General features: G+C 30.7%; 21 protein-coding genes. All 21 read right to left on the bottom strand.

What is annotated here, in order from left to right; translation table 11 throughout:
- Window positions 1-71 precede the first annotated feature (71 nt).
- Complete coding sequence (locus tag AC1RPG_RS05830; RefSeq protein WP_481761695.1) at window positions 72-5372, bottom strand: helicase HerA domain-containing protein; 5301 nt, start codon at window positions 5370-5372, stop codon at window positions 72-74.
- Window positions 5353-6678, bottom strand: coding sequence for a DNA phosphorothioation-dependent restriction protein DptG (gene dptG, locus AC1RPG_RS05825; RefSeq protein ID WP_481761694.1), 1326 nt, complete (start codon window positions 6676-6678; stop codon window positions 5353-5355). Before dptG ends, AC1RPG_RS05830 begins: the two co-directional genes overlap by 20 nt.
- Window positions 6678-8549 (bottom strand): DNA phosphorothioation-dependent restriction protein DptF, encoded by a 1872-nt coding sequence (gene dptF, locus AC1RPG_RS05820; RefSeq protein ID WP_481761693.1) that lies wholly within the window; start codon window positions 8547-8549, stop codon window positions 6678-6680. The genes dptG and dptF overlap by 1 nt, the downstream gene beginning before the upstream one ends.
- A 142-nt stretch (window positions 8550-8691) precedes the next feature.
- On the bottom strand, window positions 8692-9042 hold the full coding sequence (locus AC1RPG_RS05815) for a DUF1831 domain-containing protein (protein ID WP_481761692.1): 351 nt from the start codon (window positions 9040-9042) through the stop codon (window positions 8692-8694).
- 13 nt (window positions 9043-9055) lie between these two features.
- A complete protein-coding gene (locus AC1RPG_RS05810) occupies window positions 9056-10204 on the bottom strand; it encodes a cysteine desulfurase family protein (RefSeq protein ID WP_481761691.1) in 1149 nt (382 codons plus the stop codon).
- Window positions 10205-10228: 24 nt separating this feature from the next.
- Window positions 10229-10912 (bottom strand): 5'-methylthioadenosine/adenosylhomocysteine nucleosidase, encoded by a 684-nt coding sequence (locus AC1RPG_RS05805; RefSeq protein WP_481761690.1) that lies wholly within the window; start codon window positions 10910-10912, stop codon window positions 10229-10231.
- 28 nt (window positions 10913-10940) lie between these two features.
- Window positions 10941-11198 carry a DUF1328 domain-containing protein gene (locus AC1RPG_RS05800; RefSeq protein ID WP_481761689.1) on the bottom strand — a complete coding sequence of 86 codons (258 nt, stop codon included), beginning with the start codon at window positions 11196-11198 and terminating at the stop codon, window positions 10941-10943.
- Complete coding sequence (locus AC1RPG_RS05795; protein ID WP_481761688.1) at window positions 11191-11751, bottom strand: NUDIX domain-containing protein; 561 nt, start codon at window positions 11749-11751, stop codon at window positions 11191-11193. Before AC1RPG_RS05795 ends, AC1RPG_RS05800 begins: the two co-directional genes overlap by 8 nt.
- Window positions 11752-11778: 27 nt before the next feature.
- Window positions 11779-12702, bottom strand: coding sequence for an alpha/beta hydrolase (locus AC1RPG_RS05790; RefSeq protein ID WP_481761687.1), 924 nt, complete (start codon window positions 12700-12702; stop codon window positions 11779-11781).
- Between the two features lie 82 nt (window positions 12703-12784).
- Entirely contained in the window at window positions 12785-13759 is a 975-nt protein-coding gene (gene dapF, locus AC1RPG_RS05785; RefSeq protein WP_481761686.1) for a diaminopimelate epimerase, read from the bottom strand.
- A gap of 118 nt (window positions 13760-13877) precedes the next feature.
- Complete coding sequence (gene ileS / locus AC1RPG_RS05780) at window positions 13878-16661, bottom strand: isoleucine--tRNA ligase (RefSeq protein WP_481761685.1); 2784 nt, start codon at window positions 16659-16661, stop codon at window positions 13878-13880.
- A 281-nt stretch (window positions 16662-16942) separates the two neighbouring features.
- Window positions 16943-17641 (bottom strand): DivIVA domain-containing protein, encoded by a 699-nt coding sequence (locus AC1RPG_RS05775; protein WP_409022377.1) that lies wholly within the window; start codon window positions 17639-17641, stop codon window positions 16943-16945.
- A gap of 19 nt (window positions 17642-17660) precedes the next feature.
- On the bottom strand, window positions 17661-18443 hold the full coding sequence (locus AC1RPG_RS05770; protein ID WP_481761684.1) for a YlmH family RNA-binding protein: 783 nt from the start codon (window positions 18441-18443) through the stop codon (window positions 17661-17663).
- 6 nt (window positions 18444-18449) lie between these two features.
- Window positions 18450-18743: a YggT family protein gene (locus AC1RPG_RS05765; RefSeq protein ID WP_409022375.1), complete on the bottom strand. Its 294-nt coding sequence runs from the start codon at window positions 18741-18743 to the stop codon at window positions 18450-18452.
- Between the two features lie 21 nt (window positions 18744-18764).
- Window positions 18765-19178, bottom strand: a complete 414-nt coding sequence (locus tag AC1RPG_RS05760) for a cell division protein SepF (protein ID WP_481761683.1) — start codon at window positions 19176-19178, stop codon at window positions 18765-18767.
- A gap of 32 nt (window positions 19179-19210) precedes the next feature.
- Complete coding sequence (ftsZ, locus tag AC1RPG_RS05755) at window positions 19211-20443, bottom strand: cell division protein FtsZ (protein WP_481761682.1); 1233 nt, start codon at window positions 20441-20443, stop codon at window positions 19211-19213.
- Window positions 20444-20460: 17 nt separating this feature from the next.
- Window positions 20461-21777, bottom strand: coding sequence for a cell division protein FtsA (gene ftsA, locus AC1RPG_RS05750; RefSeq protein WP_481761681.1), 1317 nt, complete (start codon window positions 21775-21777; stop codon window positions 20461-20463).
- A 120-nt stretch (window positions 21778-21897) separates the two neighbouring features.
- On the bottom strand, window positions 21898-22746 hold the full coding sequence (locus AC1RPG_RS05745) for a cell division protein FtsQ/DivIB (RefSeq protein WP_409022371.1): 849 nt from the start codon (window positions 22744-22746) through the stop codon (window positions 21898-21900).
- An 18-nt stretch (window positions 22747-22764) separates the two neighbouring features.
- Window positions 22765-23865 (bottom strand): undecaprenyldiphospho-muramoylpentapeptide beta-N-acetylglucosaminyltransferase, encoded by a 1101-nt coding sequence (murG, locus tag AC1RPG_RS05740; RefSeq protein ID WP_409022370.1) that lies wholly within the window; start codon window positions 23863-23865, stop codon window positions 22765-22767.
- Between the two features lies 1 nt (window position 23866).
- Window positions 23867-25243: a UDP-N-acetylmuramoyl-L-alanine--D-glutamate ligase gene (murD, locus tag AC1RPG_RS05735; RefSeq protein WP_481761680.1), complete on the bottom strand. Its 1377-nt coding sequence runs from the start codon at window positions 25241-25243 to the stop codon at window positions 23867-23869.
- 17 nt (window positions 25244-25260) lie between these two features.
- Window positions 25261-26226, bottom strand: coding sequence for a phospho-N-acetylmuramoyl-pentapeptide-transferase (mraY, locus tag AC1RPG_RS05730; RefSeq protein ID WP_409022368.1), 966 nt, complete (start codon window positions 26224-26226; stop codon window positions 25261-25263).
- Between the last annotated feature and the right edge of the window lie 12 nt (window positions 26227-26238).

The following is a 26238-nucleotide window of genomic DNA, read 5'->3' as shown; positions in this document are numbered from 1 at the left end:
CTATTTCAGTAAGTACTATTATACCAATAATATATACTAATACAACCCTAGTGTGTCATAATTTACTTTACTTAGTTTATACGATCATCAAATCCACTTATTTTAATAGATTCTATTCGTGATACCACTTGATTGGTACCATTAAGCATAGGCCCTTTAATAATACTTTCGCCTTTTTGTAAATTAGATAAAAGATATTGATATTGTTGATTACTGTCTTTATCTAAAGATAGCGTGTTCGCAATAAGTTTAACTTGGTCTTCCAATGGTAAAAAATTAACTTGCTCAGATGCATTATAGACACTACTGATATCACCCTTAATAGCTGATATAGATTGAGTTGCAAAAATTCCTGACCAACCGAATTTTCTTCCTTCTTTTAAAATTTTAACAGTTGGAGAGTTATCTTTAAAATTTAAATTTTGTATTTCATCAAGTACCACTGGAATTGGATTTTCTTCTGTATTTCCAATACTTTGAAGATAATTAAACAAATCCCAAAGTACAAATTCAGTAATAACTTTTTGTATATCATGTTGAAATCCTTTTAATTGAAAAATATGAATAGTTCCATCTTTATTTAAATATGACTCCCAGTTTTTGGAATCTTTAGTATAAGTGAAAGGATTTGAACTCAATAACATATCTAGTCTACCTACTATTTTTAACCCATCCTTGAATTCATCTTCGTCACTTAATATATTTTTTAAATGTAAAAAGGTAAATGATTTACCGTTTCTTGCATAACCATCACTTATTGCAGTTTTCAATGAATACCTTTGCTGAGTGCCTAACTCAAAAACGTTATCTAACATTTGAGATACTCGGTCTGCCATATCATTTACATCTTCAGTAATAAAGGTTCCACCACCATAATCTATTTCTTGAAGATTAAATGGATTTATAGGTAATTTATCCCCCGCTTTAACTAAGTGAAATTGAATTTTATTATCATGTCTCATTTTGCTAACAAAATTTTTATCCAATTGATTTTCCAAAAATCCATCAGTATAATCAACTACCAAACTATTAATATTTTTATTAGCCAACTCATACAGTAATGTTTGAACAAAGTAAGTCTTCCCCTGCCCAGACTTACCCGTAATAATCATGTGCCTATTTGAAAGCCCTGGATTTCCATACTCCCAATAAGCTTCATCAACACTACCTTTTTTAACGCCTAATTTAATTCTAGTTTTTTCAGAAAATGTATTTTCAGGATATTCTATTTCAAAATCAGAAAGTTCATTTATATTCGAATATTGACTTTGACTTTCATTTATACTATTTATAGATTTAATTTCGTTGTTATCTTCAAAATTTTTTTTATCCTTATTTTCACAATATTCATAAGCTGACTCTGTATCTAATTCTTTGTTTATAATAATATTTTTTCCTTTATCAGTATCGATAGTTTCTTGATAACTATCATCATGCAAAATATTTTTTAAAAGGCTTTCTTCCGGAAATCCCAATTTTCCACTTTTAATTTCTGAGATGATTTCATTTAATCCCTTACTTGCATAAATGTATGCGTCACCCTCAGGAAGTTTAATTTCAGTTATATTCTTACCGCCTAATTCCTTTCTAAGAATTCTCCGACTATCATTTCTATCACCAAATGAAACAATGAAAGCCTTGCCATAATATTCGTTTAATTCATTTGAAATTATAAAATCATTATTCAATAACTTATCATCATTATCTTGAATTTTTTTATATAGTTCTGCATTTATTAACTTGTTATTAAACATTTTTTTTAGATTAGCTAAATATATTGTCATAAAAAAATTACGGTAATATTCGGATTTAAATTTATTTTCATCCCTCAGCGCCTCATTTATTGTTTCTGCCGTATTAACCGCCTGCAACGTTGCCTTAGATATAACATCCGAATGGTTCTGTCCAACTTTAACTTCGACAGGAAACAAATGAATTTTTAAATTTTCTCCTACTTCAACACCCATGAATAACAGATCATCACTTGTAGCTCCTGTCATTCCTAGATTTTTTGCTGTAAATAATCCTTCTTTTTGGCTCATGCCAACCATTCCAGAAACTCTTAATATCTCTTCTAGCGATATGGGCACCCAAATAATATTCTCAGTTTCTAAAATACCCATTAATTCTTTATACGCCGAAATAATACTTAACTTTTCCCTCACTATATTGTGATTCGTTTTATCTCCGATAATTTTTAGAAGCCATTCTCCATTAATAATGTTAAATGATTTAATAATATTTAAACTTGTTTCTTTATTTTTAATTATAGTTTTGTCATATCTTTCTATCTTATCATTGATAATTAAACTATATTGTTCAATTTGGTTTGTAAAAGTTATTGACTCATAATTTGAAGTGTTACTTTGATCTGTATAATGAATAATATATAAATCATTACGTTCCGAAAAATAATCCAAACTGATATCTGGATCCAATAACGTTACCCAATTACTATTTTCCATAATATTCGTTAATATATCATCAAAATGACCATCTTCACTTTCAAAACTTGGAATGTTATTTACATTCGTAATTCCTGCTTGATAAACATTTGTTTCCGCATTGTTGGCTACACTAAATGCATTCCAATCATACATAAATTTGATCAATGGCCGATGTAAATATTTTGAATCCATATTTACACCGAATCCTTGTATAAACATTTTTTTATCAAGACTATATTTTTTACCACTTATTAGACCGCCTAAAGTATAATTCATTTCCAGCTTATCTGATTTAAAACTATTGGCATTACTCTCGACATCCATCTTATAAAATGAAACATGACTATATGGTTGTCTAACAAAATTATGATAAATATTAATCCGCGATTTTAATACTTTAATTACGTCTTCATTAGCATAATCATTAATTTTATCTCCCATAAATTTTTCAGAAAATAAATTTTCAAAATCAGCTGCCGTTATAATTTGATTAAATTGGTCATATATTGGATTAAGAATTTTTTTATCGTTATTTATATATAAATTAACAGGATGCATATTTTCTAATTTAAACCCTTGTTTAGTATTTTGAAGCTGTTTTAACATAAAATCAATCGTACTCTTTAATATTGTTTTATCATCGTTAATATTATGCATTGAAGCATTTAATGCATAATCAGAACTTACTTCAAAAAGATAATGAAAATGCTTATAAAAATCTAACATTCTAGAAGTAATAATATTTCTAGAAATCGCTGATATTTTTGATTTTTTAAATTCATTAAAGAATAACCATCTAGGCGAACTATCATCAAAATTTGATTTTAATAGTCCCCCATTTTTTGATATATATGGAACTAATCCACTTGGATTTAACGTTCGAATAAAATTTTCAGGTATAGATTGAAATTCTGTCCTTTTTAATAACTCTAGTTGATATTTAATCAATACTGGATGTAAAGGTGTATAAGCTATTTCCCCATCGATTTCTACTGTACCCATTTTATATAAATCTTTTAATTCCAATGTAAGTCTTTCTTCGGAGATTTGATTAATTACTTCATCAAAATCATCACAATATTTATTAAGAGCTTTCAATAATTCTTGATCAAAATAACTTAAACTTAAAATAGTATTTCTTTCTTTTAATAGCTTACAAATAAGAATATAGTCTATTCTTATTTGTTCAGGTATCTGAACTTCAATACTAGTGACAATTGAATCATCTATTTTTGCATACAATATTTGTTGTTTAATAATATCTACTTCATAATTCAACAACTTCTTATTTTCACTAAAGACATAATATTTTTCTGTACCATTAATTATTTTAGCCCCATCAAAAATTAAACTTTCATTAGCCTTACGCCTATTTTTTTCTATAAACAAACCACTTCTGGGAACCGGCTTCTGACTATTATCTAAAATTGAAAATGGTATTTCAATGCCTTCATTAACTAGCTTAAATTCATTCTCACTTTCATCTGAATCAATATTTTCAAAATTAATATTTACACCCACTTCATCTGAAATAGGAATTACATTATATTTAATCTGATCATAATCAACCTCATCAATAAAATCTGTACCACCAATTATATAATTTTTTTCGTATTCTAACTGAATCTCCATCTTAGATTTAGTTATTTTTACACGATAACTCGATAATATATTATTAAATATGTCTTGAGAAAATGGTAAATAAATTATTTGAAATGTATATTTCTGTGCCTTTGAATGTTCATATGAGGTCTTAATTCCATATATATCCATCACATTGAAGTCGTTTACAATAATTTTTAAATTATTACCATCTGCAGTAAATTCAGCAGATTTCCCATCAATTATATGGCTCTTACTTTTATTAATTCTTGATGCCTTCACAGAATCATCAAAAGGAAGTTTTATTATCAATTGATTATTTTCATGATTAATATTATTTTTAAATATTAAAATAAATCTGTTTTTGTACTTAACAGAATTTTTATTTTCACCATTTTCTCTACTTCGGTCATATATAATTAAATCAGGATTAACTTTATTTATTTTATCTGATTGATAAATAATTGTATCTTTTCTTAATTCTTTTAATTTTTCTTTTCCTCTTTTTATTTTTGAAAAATCGACATCCATCCAAATATCCTTTTCTTTCAACATACTCATTGATTCTAAATCTGCTTGCGTGTAGTTAACTATTTTATCTTCAACAGTATTATATTCTTGCCAACCACCAATCTTTTGAAAATCTTGCTTATTTTCTCTTAATCTTTTTTTAATATTATCAGCATCATACGTTTGTATTTGTGTATCATAAAAATAACCCATATTTTTATAGTCATCCGGAGTAATCTCTGATTTTTCTAAAATTGAAAAAATACTGGCAAAATCTAATAATGTTAAGTTCATTGAATCTTCCAAAATTATATTCTTTTTAAACTCTTCTAATACTACTTGGTTAGCGTCCGATAACCCGGACTTTTCTATTTCACTTTTTAAATCGTGTTTAATTTTATCAACAGAAAAAGGCCCATTTCCGTGACTAACATTCATGGCTCCACCCGATATACTGTCAAGAATTTCAGTACACACGATAAAAAGTGCCGTATTTCTCCATATGTCAGATTGTAAACTAACCCTATTTCTAAGTGTTACTAAAAAATCTGAGTTCATTTTATCTGTTGCTGCAACAAATAATATGTTAACACCATTTATATTTACCACTTTACCATGGAACTGCACGTCCTTTTGATCAATTACAAAATCTTCAGTAGAAATAATATCATTCATTTCAAATGCATTATAGAATCTAACAACTTCATTATTTTGATCTAAATTCAAATAATACCTGCTACCAGCACTAATATTTTGGGTTTTAAACCATTTAAATAACCGTTCGATTAAAAATTTATAATATTGGTTTGACATATTGTGCATCCCCGCTATCGCTTAATTTTTCAAGAATATTCATTTTTTCATATGTTTCTACTAATTTTCTTTTAGAAATATTATCTAATGAAATTCCTCTATTACTCATTTCGGTAATAACATCTTTAACAAGCATTTTTTCTGAACCAACTATACCCGCTGTAATCACCAATACAGTATCATCAGTCATGTTTAAAACATTTCCAAGTCTACCACGTCTTTTTACAAAATATTTTACTGCTATTGCTTCAAAAGATTTAGAAAATCTAGATTTAGTTTCGTCGGATAAATTTTTTGTTAATTTTAATTTTAAAAGTTTTATATTATCCTTTATATTATTTTCAGATGACATGCTTATATCATCCTCCAAAAACTCATTTAAAAATTCACTTAAATTATTTCTAAGTTCTATTGAATATTCAAAATTTATATCTGTTAACTGAAATAAACTATAAAATTTTTCACTAGGAACTAATAAATTTAAATAATCTAATAAATCAACGTTAACTAACAAATCAGTTGCGTTTTCTTTAACTTGAGCATAACCTCTATCATTTGTTGGTCTTGAACCTGATATTTTTTCCGTATCAAGTGCAAAAAAAATATTTTTTTTATTAAACTCATCGAAGGTTCCAATATTCATTATTATTTGACTAATTATGAAAAAATAATAGTAGCTAAAAAATGTATCAATATTTTTCATAAAAAATGTTGTATTTTTCATAAAATTGTTCAAATCATGATTAAAATAATCTAAGAATATACTTTGGTCACCAATTGAAACAAATTTTTCTTTTTTTATATTATTATTAGTTAGTTCATGTAAATTTTCTATAATAATTTTTTCATAAAGATTGTGCTCATCTTTTTTATTTATAAATTCAATCCACATATTATTTTTCTCTAGCTCAAGTGTATAATTTAAAAATGCTGCAATCTTTAATTCTCCACTTGAACTTTTTTTTTCGTTCGACTTTTTATACGCCAGCAACTTGGGAATATAAATTTCATCAAGTGCCGAATTAGAAAATAATTTTAAAAATTTATCTTTATTACCTATTTTAGATAAATCAAAATCATCACTTATATCCTTATCAAAGGATTTAGTATCCTTTGATATCTCACCTTTGTTAATGCTAATCCTTGCTAAATTACCTATAATTGGTGCAAATCCATTTTCAAATTTTGCTCTCTCTGGCTCACGGGTCATAAACGGTAATAATTGTCCTGATTTATGATGATTATTTTTTATCTTTCCTTTATCCATTTCCAAATGTTTTTTTAAATTTTCTAATTCAATAGACATTATATTTTCACCTCTGATACTTCATAATCAATCCCATTATTCTCTATTTTATATAGATATCCATCATTTATATTACCAACAATAACAGTTTCATTGTTATTAGTATTCAGTAATATGTTAAATACAAAATTGTTAAAATTCATTGCCTCTGACCGTTCAATATTAGAAATAACATATCCATTATGAATTTTTGTCAATAGCACATAATCTTCAAAATCTATTTTAACAAAATATTCAGCTTCATTACTTGTATCTTTAAAACACATATTAATTTCAAACTTGTTAATTTCAAAATCTACATAGTTTAATCTTAATGGCACTGCAACTCTAGTTTTTAAACTCAAATTATTTATAAACGCGAATCCTTTTACAGTTTGACCGTTCCACCGTAATACATTGCTTTGTATCAATTTTGCCAACTCTTTAATTTGTCTTACATTTTTTGAAAGAATACTTAGAAAAGAAAAATAATTTTCATTATCAAATAACTCATTTTGATAATCTAATAAAAATTGAACTCTAAGAAATGTGTTAACTCGAATTTTATGTCTATCCGTATCTAATTTACCAACAGATTCTATAACTTTTTGAATTGCTCTTTCATTATCTTCAATTTTATCTTCAATTTTATCAACATACTCATCATCATAGTTGTATACCTCAACATTAAATTCATCAATTTTTTTATTTGAATTTCGTGATGGATCAAGAAAATAAATAGCTTTTAATATCTCAGACTTATTTTGGCTTTCAAATAATAAATAAGGTAAATATGATGTGTAATTACTTTTAATTTCCTTTGCTGGTATAATAATATCGTGAATAAAGTTCAATACATCTCGAGTGGAGATGATTATACCATTAGAAACTTGAATTCTTATCAATAAATATTTAATTGCTTCTTGGACTTTCTTATTTAAGAACAGCTCATAATTAATATGTTCAACTTTATCATAGCCATTTTCTAAATCATTTCTGTAAGCATTATAAAATGGATTATTTTCTTCTTTTAAACATATTTTTTTAAAAATTTGATCATAATATAAGCTGTTCACACCCGTCTCATCAATTTCAAAGTTTGCATTATTAAAAAATGAAATCACTGATACTTTTTTATCTTCTATATTTTCCTGATTATTTTTTTCTATATTACTCAATGCAATTGTAATTTCACTTAATGTCGAATCTGACTTTATTTTATGAAGTAATCTCTTAACTACCCCTAAATTAATAGCAATAATAACATGTTTATAACCTTCAATTTCATTCTTATTCTTTGTGAGAATATCCATTAACGAATCAATAGATGATAAATTAGGATTAATGCTTTCCGTTGCATCATTATGTATATATACTTTATTTTTTTTAAAAATATCAAAATATTGATTATTCATGTAAGATAATAGATGCGATTTTCCATCTCCTACATTTCCTACAATAAAAGTTAAAGAACTTTTTTCTCTCTGTATTTTATTAAGAATTATCTTCTCTAACCTATGTTGTATTTCTCGTTCTACGTGCATATATTCATTAAAAGCACTAAAATCACTTGCATCAATTACAGAATCTTTTGCTTCAAATGATAATTTTTTTAACATCTGTGCCAGAGCAGATTCTGTTATATTTTTATCTTTCTTAAATACATCAAAATATTGGTGTATTTCTTCTAACTTATTTATGTCATGAGTAATTGCAACTATTCTAAGTTTTTCAAAATCAATATCTGAAATTAACTTCTTACTTCTTAATTTCAATCCCAAACTATACAAATCATCTAACGAGAATTCTACCTTAGACCCTTCAAAAGATACTTCAAATTTTTTAATCAATATTTTATATAATGATTCTGCTTTCATCAAATATAAATCCATTATTTCATCTCCTATTGAATATAGTGAATACGCTTTATTATACCTTTTCAATCTAAAAACGTACATACAAAAACATCCTTATAATACTTCATAGTTAATATACCCTTATAAAATACTATTAATAATAATAAAAAAGGTATTGTCATTTTGACAATACCTTTTTCAAAACATCCCTATCAATTAATTGACCAATCACATAATCAAATTGTTCAGTTTCAGCTTTTTTATCTTCACCATGAAATATATTAACTGCTTTAAGTCCATTAGCAGTCGTCGTTGACATTTTAAATCCAGTTAATGACTTATCAACGATAACTTTAACTTTAATGCCCTTATTGAAAGGTGAATTAGGATCTAAAGATCTCTCCAATTGAAAATTACCTGCTTTAGTTTCTGCAAATCCTAAATCTCTTAACGTATATTTTTTTACATCAGAACTCAATTCATAAGTTACTGTATCTCCTAAAAGTTGAATACTTTTTTCAAATGCCATTATTAAATTCCCCCTATTTTTTCAATCTACCAACTATTCTAACTAATTGTACTATAAAAGTATCTATCTCTTCAGCTGTATTATCTTTTCCAAAACTCAATCGAATAGATTCTGTGACTCTCGGACTCTTTTCACCGTACATAGCCATTAATACATGTGAAGGTTCGAGATTACCAGCAGTACATGCAGAGCCACCAGAAACAGCAATACCTGCCAAATCTAACCGGGTCTGTAATACTTCAGTTTGAATACCTTTTATCCAAATATTAAAGACATGTTGTAAGTTATCATCTGAGAGTGTCCCATTAATTTCAAAATCAATATGGTTATCATCTAATCCCGCTATAATTTGCTTTTTGAAGCCTTGATACTTTAATTGTCGTACTTGTTTTTCATCATCTGAGATTAAAGAAACAGCTTTAGCAAAACCTGCAATTGCTGGTATGTTTTCTGTCCCTGCTCGTCTCTTGTCTTCTTGCTCCCCACCTTTAATAAAGGGAGGGAAAAATATAGATTCTCTTCTATAGAGAAAGCCTAAAAATTTAGGCCCATTCAATTTATGGGCTGATGTTGATAACATATCTATATGATCCTCATTAACATCTATATCCAGTAGTCCATAAGCTTGAACAGCATCCGTATGGAACCAAGCTTGATGATCCTTTAAAATCTCACCAACTTCATGAATTGGCATATGACTTCCCGTCTCATTGTTACCCATCATGATTGAAACAAGAATTGTATCATCTCTTAAAGCCTCTTTAAAATCGACTATATTGATAACACCATCTTCATTAACTGGTAAATAAGTAACTTCAAATCCAATTGATTCTAAATATTTCATTGTTTTTAAAATAGCCTGGTGCTCTACTGCTGTTGTGATTAAATGCTTACCTAATGTTTTTCTCTGAATAGCTGTTTGCATAATAGCCATATTATCACTCTCAGTACCACCACTTGTAAAGATGATTTCTGATTCTTTTGCATGAATACTATTTGCAATAATTTGTCGACTATCATCAAGCACCATTCGTGCTGAACGTCCAAATTGATGTGTACTTGAGGCATTCCCGAAGGTGCTCTTCATCATATCTGTCATCACTTCAACGACTTCATTTGCCATTGGTGTGGTTGCTGCGTTATCTAAGTATATTCCTGACATTAATTTAGTTTATCTCCTTTTAATTTAGCTTAATAATGATAGAATCATTCGTGCTGATTTTTGACCAGCTTCAATAATAAAATCATCAAATGTTTGTCCAGCTTCTTCATCGCCAACATCTGACATCGCTCTAACAATAGTGAATGGAATACCAAATTGGTGTGCTGCCTGACCAACTGCGGCACTTTCCATTTCACTACAAAGAGCATCAGGAAAATGATTAAGTATGACATCTGTCTGAGCTTGACTTGCTATAAATTGATCACCAGATACAATTAGTCCTGGTTTTATACTTAAATCATTTTCTTGAGCCGCTTTTTTAATTGCATCGTTTAAATTTGTATCTGCCAAGTATTTAGTTGGTTGTTGGGGTAATTGACCAATTTCATATCCAAAAGCTGTTGCATCAACATCATGATAGGCAACTTCTGTGGCTAAGACCACATCTCCAATTTTAAGTCCATTACCAATACCACCAGCTGAACCAGAATTAATAACGGCTGTTACTCCAAATTCTGCAATTAAAAGGGCTGTTGTCATCCCTGCTTGTACCTTACCAATACCAGATCTAACCAAAACAACTTCTTTTCCATTAATTTGGCCTGTATAAAATGAAATCCCGCCAATTTCTTTGTCTTTTCTATTCTCTAGATGACTTCTAAGCGAAAGAATTTCTTCCTCCATTGCACATAAAATACCGTAAATCATGTTGTTACCCTCCATTTTTTATTAATATCTAAGGTAATAAGAATAAAGCTAAAAATACAATTACAATTGCAATAACTAAAAATACAATTGTCCAATTCAAAAATTGGTTTAATTTACTTTTTTTATTTGTTTTTTCTGGTTGTTCTGAAGATGAGCTTCTTGTTGGATGTTCATCTTGGTATTCCTTTTCAACTCGTTGACGTTCTTTTTGTCGAAATTCAGGATCATTCTTTAATTCTTGTAATCTCTGATATTCACTTCTCGATAACTTTTTTTCATCATCCATGTAATTCACCTTTTAATCGTTCAATTTCCCAATGATTAACCGCTAAAATAGTTTTAACATCAGTTATTTCACCAGATTTAATTTTAGCTTGAACCTCATTAAACGTCAATTCGACTACATTTAAAAATTCATCAATATCCTGAGGTAACTCGTTATCTACATTTTCTAATCCAGTCGCATAGAATAGCGTTAAATATTCGTCCGCAAATCCTAATGCTGAATGAAACCCATATATTTCAGCTAAATGTTTAGCTTCATAGCGTGTTTCTTCATTCAGTTCACGTGTTGCAGTCTCGATTAAATTATGATCATCGCCATCAATTTTACCGGCCGGAATTTCTAATGATGTCTTCCTAATAGGTGCTCTCCACTGGTTAACTAGAACAATTTTTTCTTCATCCGTTATTGCTAATATACCTACAGCACCATGATGATGTACGATTTCTCTATTTGATTGTTCACCATTTGGTAGTTTAACCGTCTCATTAACAACTTCTATAACATGTCCTTTGAATATTAATTCTTCTGATAAAACTTTTTCTTCTAAATTCATTTAATTAACCTCGTTATTTTACTTTTCCTAGTTAAAATATTGTTTTAAAAAATGAGTTACTTTCTTTTCATACTCAACTTTATCTTTTGTAAATGACGTAGCATGTTTAGCACCATGTGCAATGAAAATTTCTTTAGGTCCTCTTGTCGCAGCATAATTTTGATAAATCATCTCAGTCGGAACAAATTTATCGTCACTACCATGAATAAATAACACAGGTAACTTATTATGATTTAATTGCTTAATTGAACTTGCTTCATAAAATGAGTAACCTGCTTTAACTTTTGATATCAGACTAGCAATAGGGATAATAGGGATTTTAGGTAACTTATACATCTGTTTCAACTGATAAGTTAACTCATCAGCCACACTTGTATAGCCACAGTCTTCAATAATTGCCTTAACTTGTGAAGGCAATTTTTTCTCTCCACTCAACATCATAACCGTTGCGCCACCCATACTAACACCGAATAGAGTAATTTTTGAATCTGTACCTTTATATTTAATTACTTTATCAAGCCACTGTAAATTATCTTTTCTCTCTAACCAACCATAACCAATATAATCACCTTGACTTTGGCCATGTGCTCTTGCATCTGGTGCAAGAACATTATAGCCTTTGTCATGATAAAAATGAATAAAGCGGACCATTTCTTCTTTCTTTCCCATAAATCCATGAGCAACAAATATTGTTTTATTAGTTTTACTTTCTGCAGGAACATAAATTGCTTTAAGCTTTAAATTATCTTCAGATTTGATCTGCCAATTTAATTTTTTAACTTGTTTTAACCAAGTGTATTCTTTCTTTAACTCAGCACTTTTAGGTTCTGAATTAATAAATTCCTTATTGGTTGGTGTCTCCGCATATTCAAATAAATAATAACTAATGCCAAAAATAACAAAGCCAATTATTATCAGCATTAAACAAATTCCAATGATCCATTTTTTCATTAAATTTCCTCAAGCGTTTCCCTTTATTTTAAATTAAAAAAAGGATAAAAGACAGTCATTTATGTCTTTTACCCCCATAAAATTACATAATACTTAATATAAACTTTAAATAAGCATCCTGTTCATTAGTTGATATCCATTTGGCCTTAGAAAAATCACCATTCAGAGCATCAGCTAACTCAATTGTTATATTCGCAACATTAGTTGCATTACCAATTAGAGACATCCAGTAATTGCCACTCTCATCTTGATGCACAACAGTTTTAACCATACCACCAGGATTTTTTACATTAATTTCAGTTCCAAATGGCACTTTACCTTCACTTAACAGAACAAACATTAAACTTGAAGCAGACATTGCTGTTCCACACGCATTAGTAAACCCAACTCCGCGTTCATAAGTTCTAACAAAAATTGATTTATTATCTAATTTTTCAACAAAACTAACGTTAACACCATCTGGAAAATACGGATTTTCACCGTTTAAATAAGTTGCAATTCTTTCAAGTTCCGGTCCTTGTAACGTTGTATGATCAACAAAAGTAATTAAATGCGGATTTGGTACCGAGACAGCTGAAAACTTTAACGTTTGTGAAAATTCAGGAATAATTTCATCTACCAATGTTTGTCTTTGTAAAAACATTGGTAACGTTTGTGACTCAAAACTAACAGGTGAAATTTCGACATTGTAAGCTGCAACGCCTGCCTGAAGATTTGGTGCTTTCTTAACATCTAAATCAGCATGCATTGTCTCAACTTTAAATTCTGTTTGTCCAAATTTAGTTTCTAAATAGCGCCCAACAGTTCTTAAACCGTTTCCACACATACTAGCCTCTGTACCATCAGCATTGATGACTCTCATTTGACCTAGAACACCATTATGACTTGATTTATCAACGACTAAAATGCCATCTGAGCCACCGTGTAATCCAGATTCTCGATCACACATTTGAATTGCTAAATTCTTTAATTTTTCATCTGATAATGCTGTCTCTAATTTAGTTTGATCTAAAAGAAAAAAATCGTTTTCTGATCCATGTACTTTTACTAATTCCACATTGAACACCTGCTCTCACTATAATTGTATACCTTACATATTACGCTATATTTTTAGGATTGTAATCAATTTGACTCAAAAAAAGGAATAACTCTACGTTATTCCTTTTTTGAAATATTTAATTTTCAAAACCTTCTGTAACTGCCTCTGGATAACCTTGTTCAACAATCGTTGCACAACGATGACAGAGCGTTGGTAACGCAGTATCCTCCCCAACATCAGTCTTAACCATACGACATCTTTGACAAACTTCACCGTTAGCTACTTCAACTTTAACAGCTAAGTTATCAAAATTAGTTGCATCTTCTGGAACATCATCAATAGATAAAATTTCTAAATCAGAAACAATCAATTGTTGACGGATATCCGTATCAAGTACGTTAAGTAATTCTTTATCAGAATCATTCACATATAAAATAACTTTTGCTTCAAATGATTTCCCAATTAATTTTGCATCACGCGCATCTTCCAAAGCCTTTAAGACATATGAACGAATTTTCATGAATGCTTGCCAATTTTCAACAATTTTAATTTCACCATCAAAATGGGCAACTTCTGGCATTTCACTTAATTGAACATATTCTTCTGGTTCTTTCAAATAGTCCCAAACTTCTTCAGTTGTATGTGGCAAGATAGGTGTTAATAACTTAGCCATTGTTGTTACAATCTGGTATAGAACAGTTTGCATTGAGCGTCTTTCAAAACTATCTTCAGCTTCAATATAAACGATATCTTTTGCAATATCTAAATAGAATGCTGATAAGTCATTTGAAATAAATGTAATCACTTTTTTGTAAATTGCTAAGAAATCATATTCAGCATAATCATCCAAAACCTCTTTTGAAAATGTATTTAATTTAATTAACATATACTTATCTGCTGATGCCAATTCATCAAATGCAATTGCATTTTCATTTGGATCAAAGTCAGTTGTATTAGCCAAAATAAATTTAAATGTATTTCTAATCTTACGATATGTTTCAGAGACTTGTTTTAAAATATCCATTGAAACAGCGATATCAGAAGATGTATCTGCTGATGCTGTCCATAATCGGATAATCTCAGCTCCTGATTGTTTAATAACTTTACTTGGTAAAATGATATTCCCAAGCGATTTACTCATCTTATGTCCTTTATCATCAAGTACAAATCCTTGTGACATCAACTGTTTGTATGGTGCAATTCCATTAGTTGCAACGGATGTAATAACACTTGAATTAAACCATCCACGATATTGATCTGAACCTTCCATATATAGATCTGCAGGATACGTTAAATTATCACGTTTACCTAGCACTCCACGATGTGAAGAACCTGAATCAAACCAAACATCCATGATATCTTCTTCTTTTGTAAATTCACCATTAGGACTATGTTCACTTGTAAATCCTTCAGGAAGTAGTGCTTTAGCATCATTTTTGAACCAAATATTTGATCCATTTTTTTCAAACAATTGAGCAACATGTTCAATTGTTTCTGGTGTAATGATAGGTGTCCCATCTTCTGCATAGAAGATAGGTAATGGAACGCCCCAAGCACGTTGACGTGAAATCACCCAATCGCCACGATCTCTAATCATATTGTAAAGACGAACCTTACCCCATTCGTTTTTAAAATCAACTTTTTCAATTTCTTTTAATATATCATCGCGGAACATCTCTACTGATGCAAACCATTGTGCCGTTGCACGGAAAACAACAGGTTTTTTTGTACGCCAATCATGTGGATAACTATGCGTAAAGAATGAAAGTTTAAGTAAATGACCATTCTCTTTCAATTCATCAGTTACTAATGGATTAGCTTTATCATAAAATATCCCTTCAAATCCAGGCGCATCTTCATTCATGACACCTTTTTCATCTAAAACAGATACAACGGGTAATTTATACTTTTGTCCAGCAATAAAATCATCTTCACCATGTCCTGGAGCAGTATGAACAAGTCCTGTACCAGAATCTAAAGTAACATGGTAACCTAGAATAACTAATGATGTACGATCATATAATGGATGTTGCACTGTCATATATTCCATATCGCGACCAGAAAATTCTTTTAATACTTCAACATTTTCCCAATCAAATTCTTCTTTTAAAATATTTAAACGTTCTTCAGCGACAACATATTTTTTCCCATCAGCATTAATTTGGATATATTTATAATCAGGATGTACAGCGACACCATAATTAGCTGGAATTGTCCATGGTGTTGTTGTCCAGATAATCATTTTTGTATCTGTATCTAAAATATCTTTCCCATCAACTACATCAAATGTAATATACATTGATGGTGATTTAATATCGTGGTATTCAATCTCTGCTTCAGCTAATGCTGATTCAGACGATGGTGACCAATAAATTGGTTTTTTACCTTTATAGATGTAACCTTTTTCAGCCATTTCACCAAACATTCTGATTTCTTCAGCTTCAAATTCAGGTTGTAAAGTCATGTATGGGCTATCCCATTCAGCTGCAACGCCTAAACGTTTAAAATCTTCGCGTTGCAAATTAACTTGCTCCAAAGCATATTTTTCACATAATTCACGAAAATCAGCTTTTGACATGGTTTTACGATCAACACCTTGTTTAACCAATTGTTGTTCAATAGGAAGGCCATGAGTATCCCAGCCAGGAACAAAAGGTGATCTGAAGCCCATCATTGATTTTGAACGAACGATAATATCCTTCGTAATCTTATTTAAAGCATGTCCCATATGGATATTACCATTAGCGTATGGAGGTCCATCATGTAAAATGAAACTTGGTTTCTTTTCATTTAACTTTTGTCTTAGTTCATAAACACCGTTTTGTCTCCATGCATCTTCACGCTCTGCTTCTTTAACTGGTAAATTTCCACGCATTGGAAATTCTGTCTTACCTAAGTTTAAGGTTTCTTTCATTTTCATATTATAAACTCCTTTTAAAAGTTATTTTATTTCATTATACACAAAAAGACTCCGTTACAAGGGACGAAGTCTTCGTGTTACCACCCAAATTTAGAAACTTAACATTATATAACGTTAAATTTCACTCAATCATCGTGATAACGGAGATGAAGCCGATTAAACTTACTTGATCATTTCAGTTTAATGAAATCGTTGAGATGATAAATTATATAATACTTATTATCGACCTTCCACTATCATCGACTCGCTAAAAATGTATCATATAATTGTTATTCTCAAATTTATTTATTATCTGGGAAAATGACCATTGTATCTTGATCATTTTGCTCAGAATCTTCATTTGCATCTGATTCAGCAATAATTTCTGTAACAACAATATCGTCATTATTATTAACTGATTCTTTTATTTCTTTGGCTTCACGTTTTTCTTTGTCTTCTTCACGTTTTAAAACGTCTTGAATTTCAGAATATGTGCTTGTCTCGCCTTGTTTTAAAATTTCGTCCCAATCAGAACTTTTAACAACTTCTAATTGTGATTCCATCATAACTTTTAAACGTTGACGGAAAATACGTGCTTGTTTCTTCAAGTCATCAGTCTCAACAGCTAATTTTTTAGCTTTTTCTGAAGCCATATCAATAATATGTTTAGCTTTTTCATTCGCTTCATCAATAATATCATGACCTTGCTTTTGTGATTCTTTATTAATAATTTCAGATTCACGCTTAGCATTAACCTTAACGCGATCAGCAGCTTCTTGAGCAACAATAATTGATTGATTTAAAGAATCTTTTAAATCATTAAAGTATTCTAACTTTTCATTACTAGTTTTAACTTCTTCAGTTAAATTTTCATTTTCTTTTAACGTTATTTCATAATCTTTAATAATTTTATCTAGAAAATCATTAACCTGGTCTTGATCATAGCCTCGTAATTTTACGTTAAATTCTTTATTATGAATATCTAATGGACTTAAAGTCATTTTGCACGTCCTTCAAAATTTATTTTTTTAATATTGATAACTCTAATTTATATTTATCTTTTCTAGTCATACCTGCAATAAAATCTAACTTGATTCGTCCAAAACCACGAATTGACAAAACATCAAACTCTGCTAATTCATAATCAGGCTTATTAATAACTTGCCAATTTAAACTAACTTTTTCAGAATTAACTAAATTTTTGGCGTTTTGTCGAGACATATTATAAACAGCTGATATGACTGAATCGATTCGTAACGATGAAACTAATTCATTTTGCGATTGCCACTCATCTGTGACACTCACCGTTTGTGAAAAAGGAATCTCTTCAAGTGATACCTTAATTTTACCAATACGATCAACTTGACTAATCAAATAATTAGCCATCTTTTTTTCAACAACAACCTGCCATTGCTGACCATCTGTTAAAATATCACCAAGTACTTCTCTATCTAATCCCGCATTAGCCAAAGTTCCCAAAATTTGTCCATGTTTTAAGGTAGCAAATTTTATTGGATACTTAATTTCAATAAGTTGTAAATCAAAATCACTATCTTGAACATCGAAATACGCTGGATAAAAAAGTAATCTTTTTCGTTCAGCTTCTTTCGTGCCACCAAATAATTTTAAACTAATTTCGTCATTTTGGCCTAATAGATAGGTCGCAATATGTGCCTCTCTAGGATTTAAAAAATGAGTTAGAACTGCCCTGTACTCTGATTTAGCTTGCTCGATATAATCTGACAATGTATCAATAATTTCTTTTTCGTCGGACCTGAAATGTTGGTAAATTGTATCATTCATATATCATTAGCCTCCAACATAAAGACGAATCAAAGTAGTCAGAAGTCCCATAACCCCATTTTGGATGAAGCTTAGCGCGATTATCGCAATAATTGGTGAAAAACTAATACCCCCAATTGCCGGGATAAAACGGTCAAAAAATGCAAGGTATGGTTGACAAATTTTACTTAAGAAATGGCCAACCGGCGTATTATAAGCGCCTGGAAACCATGACATTAAAACGTAAATGATAATTGCTAGCTCATAAGCATCAAAAGCCCACGTAATCACTTTAGCTAGAAATGTAATAAACTCAATCATTTGTATACCTCGATTTTTCTTTTATTCGAATTTTTCAAAAATATTATCTGCCATATTTCCTTCAACAGTAAATGAGTTTGGTGTACAAAGAAAAATATTATCGCCAATTCTTTGAATTGTTCCGTTAATAGCAAAAATTGTTCCGGACAAGAAATCAACAATCCGTTTAGATTGAACTTCATCCATTTTTTGAAAATTTACGACGATTGCTTGATTTTGCATTAAATGCGTTGCAATATCCTTAACATCAGAATAAATTCTAGGTTCAAATAAATTAATTTTTTGTGGTTGACTATATTTACCATTTATCGAAACGACTTTATTACTTTGATTCAATGACGAAGTCCGCATAGACTCTTCGGTTTGGTAATCATCATTTTCAAAATCATCTTCTTCAGCTAACCCAAAAAAACGACCAATTTTTTCAAAAGCCATAATATCCGTAACCTCCCCATTGATTCATTTAATTAATCTTTACGTCGTTTTCTGAAAAACGGTGGTGTACTTAAACTATCATCATTATTTGTTGCTAAATCATCAGTTTTGATATCATTCTTAAAGACATCAAAATTTGGTTTTTCAACATTTTCAAATTCTGTTGATTTTTTTTCTTCAGGTTGACTTGATGGGTGCATAATATCCCAATCGTCAAAACGATCTTCTTGCTTTTCAGCTAATGTTGCTTTAGGTGCATCAGTTCTTGGTAATGTTCGTGTACGAACTGTGGCTTTTTTTTCTTCTTTAACATCATCAATACCAGTTGCAATAACTGTTACGACGATTTCATCACCTAGGTCTTCATTAATTGACGTTCCAAAAATAATATTAATTTCATCAGTTGCAGCTTGTGAAATAATTTCAGAAGCTTCTTGCGCTTCGAAAAGACTCATATCAGCACCACCGGTGATATTAAGTAGAACTTGTTTTGCACCATCAATTGAAACTTCGAGTAATGGCGAAGAAATTGCTTTTTTTGTTGCTTCAGCAGTTCTATTTTCACCAGTAGCAGATCCAATTCCCATTAATGCAGTTCCTTGATCAGCCATCACTGTTTTAACATCAGCAAAATCTAAATTAATTAAACCGGGTGATGTAATTAATTCAGAAATACCTTGAACACCTTGACGTAAAACATTATCTGTTTCTTGGAATGCTTCAAGCATCGGTGTCTTCTTGTCAATGATTTCAAGTAAACGGTTATTAGCAATAACAACTAACGTATCAACTTGATCTCTCAGATTAGCTATTCCTTCAGCAGCAAAACGGCTACGTTTAGGTCCTTCAAATGTAAATGGACGTGTTACAATTCCGACTGTTAAAATGCCTTGATCTTTAGCGATTTTAGCTACAACAGGAGCAGCTCCTGTTCCTGTTCCACCACCCATTCCAGCAGTAACGAAAATCATATCAGCGCCATCAATAGCTTCGATAATTGCTTCTTCACTTTCTTGTGCAGCTTTACTACCAATATCTGGAGTTGCACCAGCACCTAATCCACGAGTCAATTTAGGACCCAATTGAATTTTAATTTCTGCCTTTGAGCTTTCCAATGCCTGAACATCAGTATTTAATGCAATAAACTCAACACCTGAAACATTTTCATCAATCATACGATTAACAGCATTACCACCAGCGCCACCGACACCAATTACTTTTATTACTGCGCCTTTATCTTCACTTGAGTCCAAAGAAAATTCCATTACTTACTTCCTCCTATTTAATCGAAAAATTCATTAAAAAAGTTTTTAACTGATTTTAATGGATCCCCTGATGTTTTTGGTTTTCTAGTTTTTTTAACTTTGTTTTTTACTTCTTGCTTCTTAGGTTTTTCGTTGTCTGGTTCAACAATACTATAACTTAATTGATCAATATCAAGTCCCATTGCACTTTTCACTAATAATGTGACTTCATCTTGCTCGACTGCATAATTAATCAATCCTAAGGCTTGTGCAAATGAAGGATAGCGTAATCCCATTTGATCAGGGACGTAGGTTTTAACTTGAACTTGCAAAATTTCTGATGCTAATTCTGTAATTCCTGGTAAAGCTGCAAGACCACCAGTTAAGATAACGCCACCTGGTAATTCTAACGCCTTGATAGCATCTAATGAACTTTTTATTTTATCTAAGATTTGAGAGATTCTTGCTTCAATAATCTCTGCTAAATATTTTTCAGAGATATTGATTGGCTCACTTTGTCCAACAACATCAACTGGGAAAACATCATCTTCTGATGCTAACTCAGAATTAGCAAATCCATAATTGCGTTTCAATTTTTCAGCATTTTCAACAGATGTATTAAGAACCACTGAGATATCTTTCGTGACAAAATCGCCACCCTCTTGGTCCACGTATGTAAATTTCAACTTATGATCATGAATCACTGAAGCAGTCGTTTGACCACCACCGAGATCAATAAGTACAGTACCAAAGTCTCTTTCGCCATCTGACATCGCAACTGATGCAAGTGCTAATGGGTTCACGATTGTTTCTCTGATAGTTAGCCCAGCATTTTCAACACATTTTTTTAAATTATGAATAATTGTTTTTGGGCCAGTATAAACTGATCCATGCATTTCTAATCTCACACCAATCATACCACGAGGATCCTTAATGCCATCAAATCCATCAACTACAAATTCATCAGCAATAATATCAATGATATCTCTTTCTGGTGGTAAATTTTGAACTAATGCTGCACTCGCAACATTCACAACATCTTCATTTGTAATTTCTTTTGATTCATCTGAAACGGCAATCATGCCGTTACAAGGAATAATTTGTAATAAATTAGCAGGAATACCAACATGTACTTCGTGAATCTGAATATTTGCTTTTTCTTCAGCTTGTTTAATAGCTTTTTGTACTGAAATTACAGCCTTATCAATATCGACTACAATTCCCCTATTCAAACCTTGTGAGCGTTCATTACCAATACCAATTACGTTCAATTGACCATTAACGTATTCAGAAACGATAACTTTAATTGATGTCGTACCGATATCTAACCCCACATATATACCTGCGTTACCCATCTGAAAAAGAACCTCCTTACAGCTTGCTTTTAATATTATTTTTTATAAGATATAGTACTCATATTTTACCACATTAAGACCTGATTTAGAAAGGATATCCCATAGGCCATACCAACTTTGTTAACTTTTCTTATTATATGGATAAGAATATGCACCCACTTCTAAATCAACGACACCTTTTTTCTTCATTTTAGATGAGATACTTGGATAGAAAGCCATTTTATCGGCAAAATTATCAATATTAGCAATAATTTTATTTCTGTCATTCATGTATATATATATTCGCTGATTATTCACTTTGGATGGTTGATAATCGATTTCTGATATTCCATTTCTGATTTTCATCGGAATTTTTTTATATTGTTTAACCATTTTTTGCAATATATTTGTTTGATTAAACTTAGAATACGTAGGATAATTCCCCACTGGTTGGTCAAATTTCTTACTTCCAATTGTCCCATTCAAAAATAATTGATAGTATGTTTTATTTTTATAAATATATCCTGCAAGATCATATTCATTAATAGAAAGTTTAACACCATTCCATTTATTATGGCTAACAGTTAGTGACTTCACCTGTGGCAATTCTTTTTTTATATCCTTTAAAATAGCTTTTTTTCTAAAAAACGCGTGGGATAATGGATCATTAATGTGTAAATTACTAGCATTTTCTACTTGTACTTTTGAAACTGTTTTTTCACCTGAAATACTAATATTTTGTATTTTACTTAATGGTGAAATAAAATATAGTGCAATTAAACCAATAATCAGAAACGAACCAATTATAATAATTAATTTTTGTTTTAGGGCATGATGTTGATATTTTTTTAATTTTGGTAATCGGTCACTAATTGTTTTGGGGTTTCCAAAAAAATCGAATCGTTTATTTTTCTTCTTTTTTTTCTCTTGTAAGGCCTCCCAAGGTGTCAATTCAGCTTTTTTTCTTTTTAAGAATTTATTTTTTGACATCTTATTTGGCCTCCTAACTTATTCTTTAATTTTGATTAAATCTTCCATAACCTTAATTAGATTATCTGCAGCATTGGGCACACCCATTTTACGTGAATTATTAGCCATCTGTCTTCTCACATCAGTATTGAGCATCATTTCATCTGAAACCATGACCAATTTTGATCCCGTTAACTTATCCTCAGTAATAAGCTTAGCTGCATTATTATCAACTAGACTCATTGCATTTTTTACTTGATGATTATTTGTAACATAAGGGCTAGGCACCAAAATAGATGGTAATCCAAGTGCAGTTATTTCTGCTATACTTGTTGCACCAGCACGTCCTAAAATGACAGAAATATGGCTTAATAAATTAGGCATATTATTTAAATATGGTTTTATCACAATATTTTTATTTAATTCTATCCCGTTTAAATCATTCATAATTTTATCGTAGTGAACGTTACCTGTAACAAATAAAATTTGATATGGTTTTTTATTTAATTCAGGAATTGCTTCAACCATTGCTTGATTAATTTTCGCAGCTCCTCTTGAACCACCAAAAACTAACATCGTTGGTACATCATCTAATAATCCATATTGCGATAATGCTTCAATTTCTGTTTCATTTACAACCTGTTGTGCGCGGGGATTCCCTGTGAAAACAACTTTTTTCTTAGGAAATTGATCTGCAACTGATTCAAAAGAAATAGCTACTTTATCAACAAAGTGGCTCAAAAATTTATTTGTTACACCTGCAACACTATTTTGTTCATGAACAATAGTTGGAATATGTAATCGAGCAGCAGCATAAACCACTGCACCACATACGTAACCGCCTGTTCCAATAACAATGTCTGGTTTAAATTCTTTAATCATTTTCTTTGCGTCTTTCACACTTTTTAAAAATAGTTGGACTGTCTTAATATTTTCTACTGATAACGATCTTTTAAATCCTTGAATTTTAATTGTTTTAAATGGAATTCCATTATCTGGAACGATTCGGCTCTCAAGTCCTTTTTCAGTCCCAACATATAAAAATTCAGCCGTTGGATCTTTTACTTTTAGCGCTTCAATAAGGGCCAACGCAGGGTAAATATGCCCGCCAGTGCCACCACCAGAAACAATAATTTTCATTTTATTTATCCTCTACTTGCATTAATTTTTCAACCGCTTCAATATATTTGTCACCACGTACTTCAAATGAAGGATATTGATCCCAACTAGCTGCTGCTGGGGATAACAATATAATATCATTGTTATCACTTAATTTATATGCTTCGGGAACAGCTGCAACAACATCAGTGACTTGCTTAATTTGAGTAATACCTGCCGCTTCTCCAGCATTTCGCATTAAATCAGCTGTTTCACCGAAAACAATCATTGCTTTTACATGTGCTTTAAGTACAGGCACCAATTTTTCAAACGTAAATCCTCTATCTAATCCACCAGCTAATAGTATAATTGGATTCGAAAATCCTTTTACAGCCATCTCAGTTGCTTCAATATTAGTTGCCTTTGAATCATTATAGAATTTGCGATTATGCCATGCGCTAACAAACTGTGTACGGTGGCGTACTCCTGTAAATGTCGATAATACTTCTTGAATAGCAGTATTTGTTACACCTTTAATTTTAGCAGTTACGATAGCTGCAAGCGCATTTTCAATATTATGTTCACCAGGAATATTAACTTCATCCGATTTCATAATGAATTCATTCTGATAGTAAATATTTCCGTCTTTTACATAAGCCCCTGTTTCAATTTCATCTAATCTAGAAAATGGCACAATGTTAGCAGAACTTGTTTTAGCTAGTTCACGAAGTTCTTTTAAATCCCAATTGACAACAAGAAAATCACTAGAATCTTGATTTTCAGTTATTCTCATTTTTGCTTTCACATAATTTTCTCGAGTTTTATGGTAATCCGTATGTGCCTCATAAATATTAGTAATAACGGCTATTTCTGGTTTCAATTTATCAATGCCACATAATTGAAAACTTGATAATTCAGCTACAATAATATCATTTTTGGTTACCTTTTTTGCTACGGCAACAGATGGAACACCAATATTTCCAGCGACAAATGCACGTCCTTGCTTTCTTTCTTGATTTAACATCAATGAAATCAGCGTCGTTGTAGTTGTCTTACCATTCGTTCCTGTAACCCCGATCATTGGCGCTTCAGAAATTTCATAAGCAAGCTCTGGTTCTGTAATAATAGGTAAACCTTTTTCCATTGCCTTTTCAATAAGTAAATTTGTATATGGAATTCCAGGGTTTTTTACGACTAACTCAAAATCCTCATCTAGTAAAGAGAGTGGGTGTCCGCCCGTAATCACTTTGATTCCTTCAGCCAAAAGCTCTTTAGCTTCAGGGTTATCATCAATATTTTTATGATCATTCACAGTCACAAATGCGCCTAAATCTTTTAAAAGTTTGGCTGCATTCAAGCCACTCTTTGCTAAACCTACAACTAGAACCTTTTTATTTTGATAATTCGTAATATTTTTCATTCCAATTAAATCTCCCTTTATAAAATGACTAGTAACGTTAAAATCGCAGCAATTAACCCAATAGTCCAAAAGACAATATCAATTTTCCATTCATTCCAACCACTCATTTCAAAATGATGATGAATTGGGCTCATCTTGAATATGCGTTTACCTGTTAATTTAAATGAAGCTACTTGTAAAATAACACTTGCCGTCTCACAAACAAATATAATACCAATAAAAATGAGTGATAGTTCTTGGTGTAATAAAATTGAAACGGTTGCTAATGCACCACCTAATGCTAACGATCCCATATCTCCCATGAAAACTTTAGCTGGTTTATGATTAAACCAAATGAACGCAATTAATGCGCCAATGACAGATAAACAAAAAATAAGTACATCCTTTTGTTGTTGTACTTGCGCAACAACTGCATATGCACCGAATGCAATAATTGATTGACCTGAAACAAGACCGTCAATTCCATCAGTTAAATTAACCGCATTAGAGAATCCAACAAGCCAAATAATAATGAATACAGCATAAAGAATACCGATTGAGACCTCACCAAAACCAAAGACATTAATTGCAAGTGGCAAATGTTCATGGACATAAACGACGGTGAAGATTAATCCACCAACTATTTGACCCAATAATTTTTGCCAAGGCTTTAAACCTTCATTTTGTCGTTTGAATAATTTGATACTGTCATCCCAAAATCCTAAAATAGCATATAAAAATAAGATGAAAATCATAATCATCATCGCTGGTGTCATAGAATTAGCCCATATACCTGTCCAAATTGCAGTAATAATAATAGCAATATTAAAGACAAATCCACCCATTGTTGGTGTACCAGACTTTTTCTCATGCCATTTTGGTCCTTCTTCTCTAATCATTTGCCCTTGTTTACGTATTCTAAAATAGCCAATAAATAATGGCATAAACATAAACGTTAATGCGAATCCACTTACCAACGGTATAAACATTTCTGGTTTAGTCATTGTCTTATCCTC

This window comes from Dellaglioa sp. CoH-57-MRSF-18, assembly GCF_056781995.1.
The sequence above is the reverse complement of the archived record's forward strand: the minus strand, read 5'-3'. Positions and strand labels throughout refer to the sequence as shown.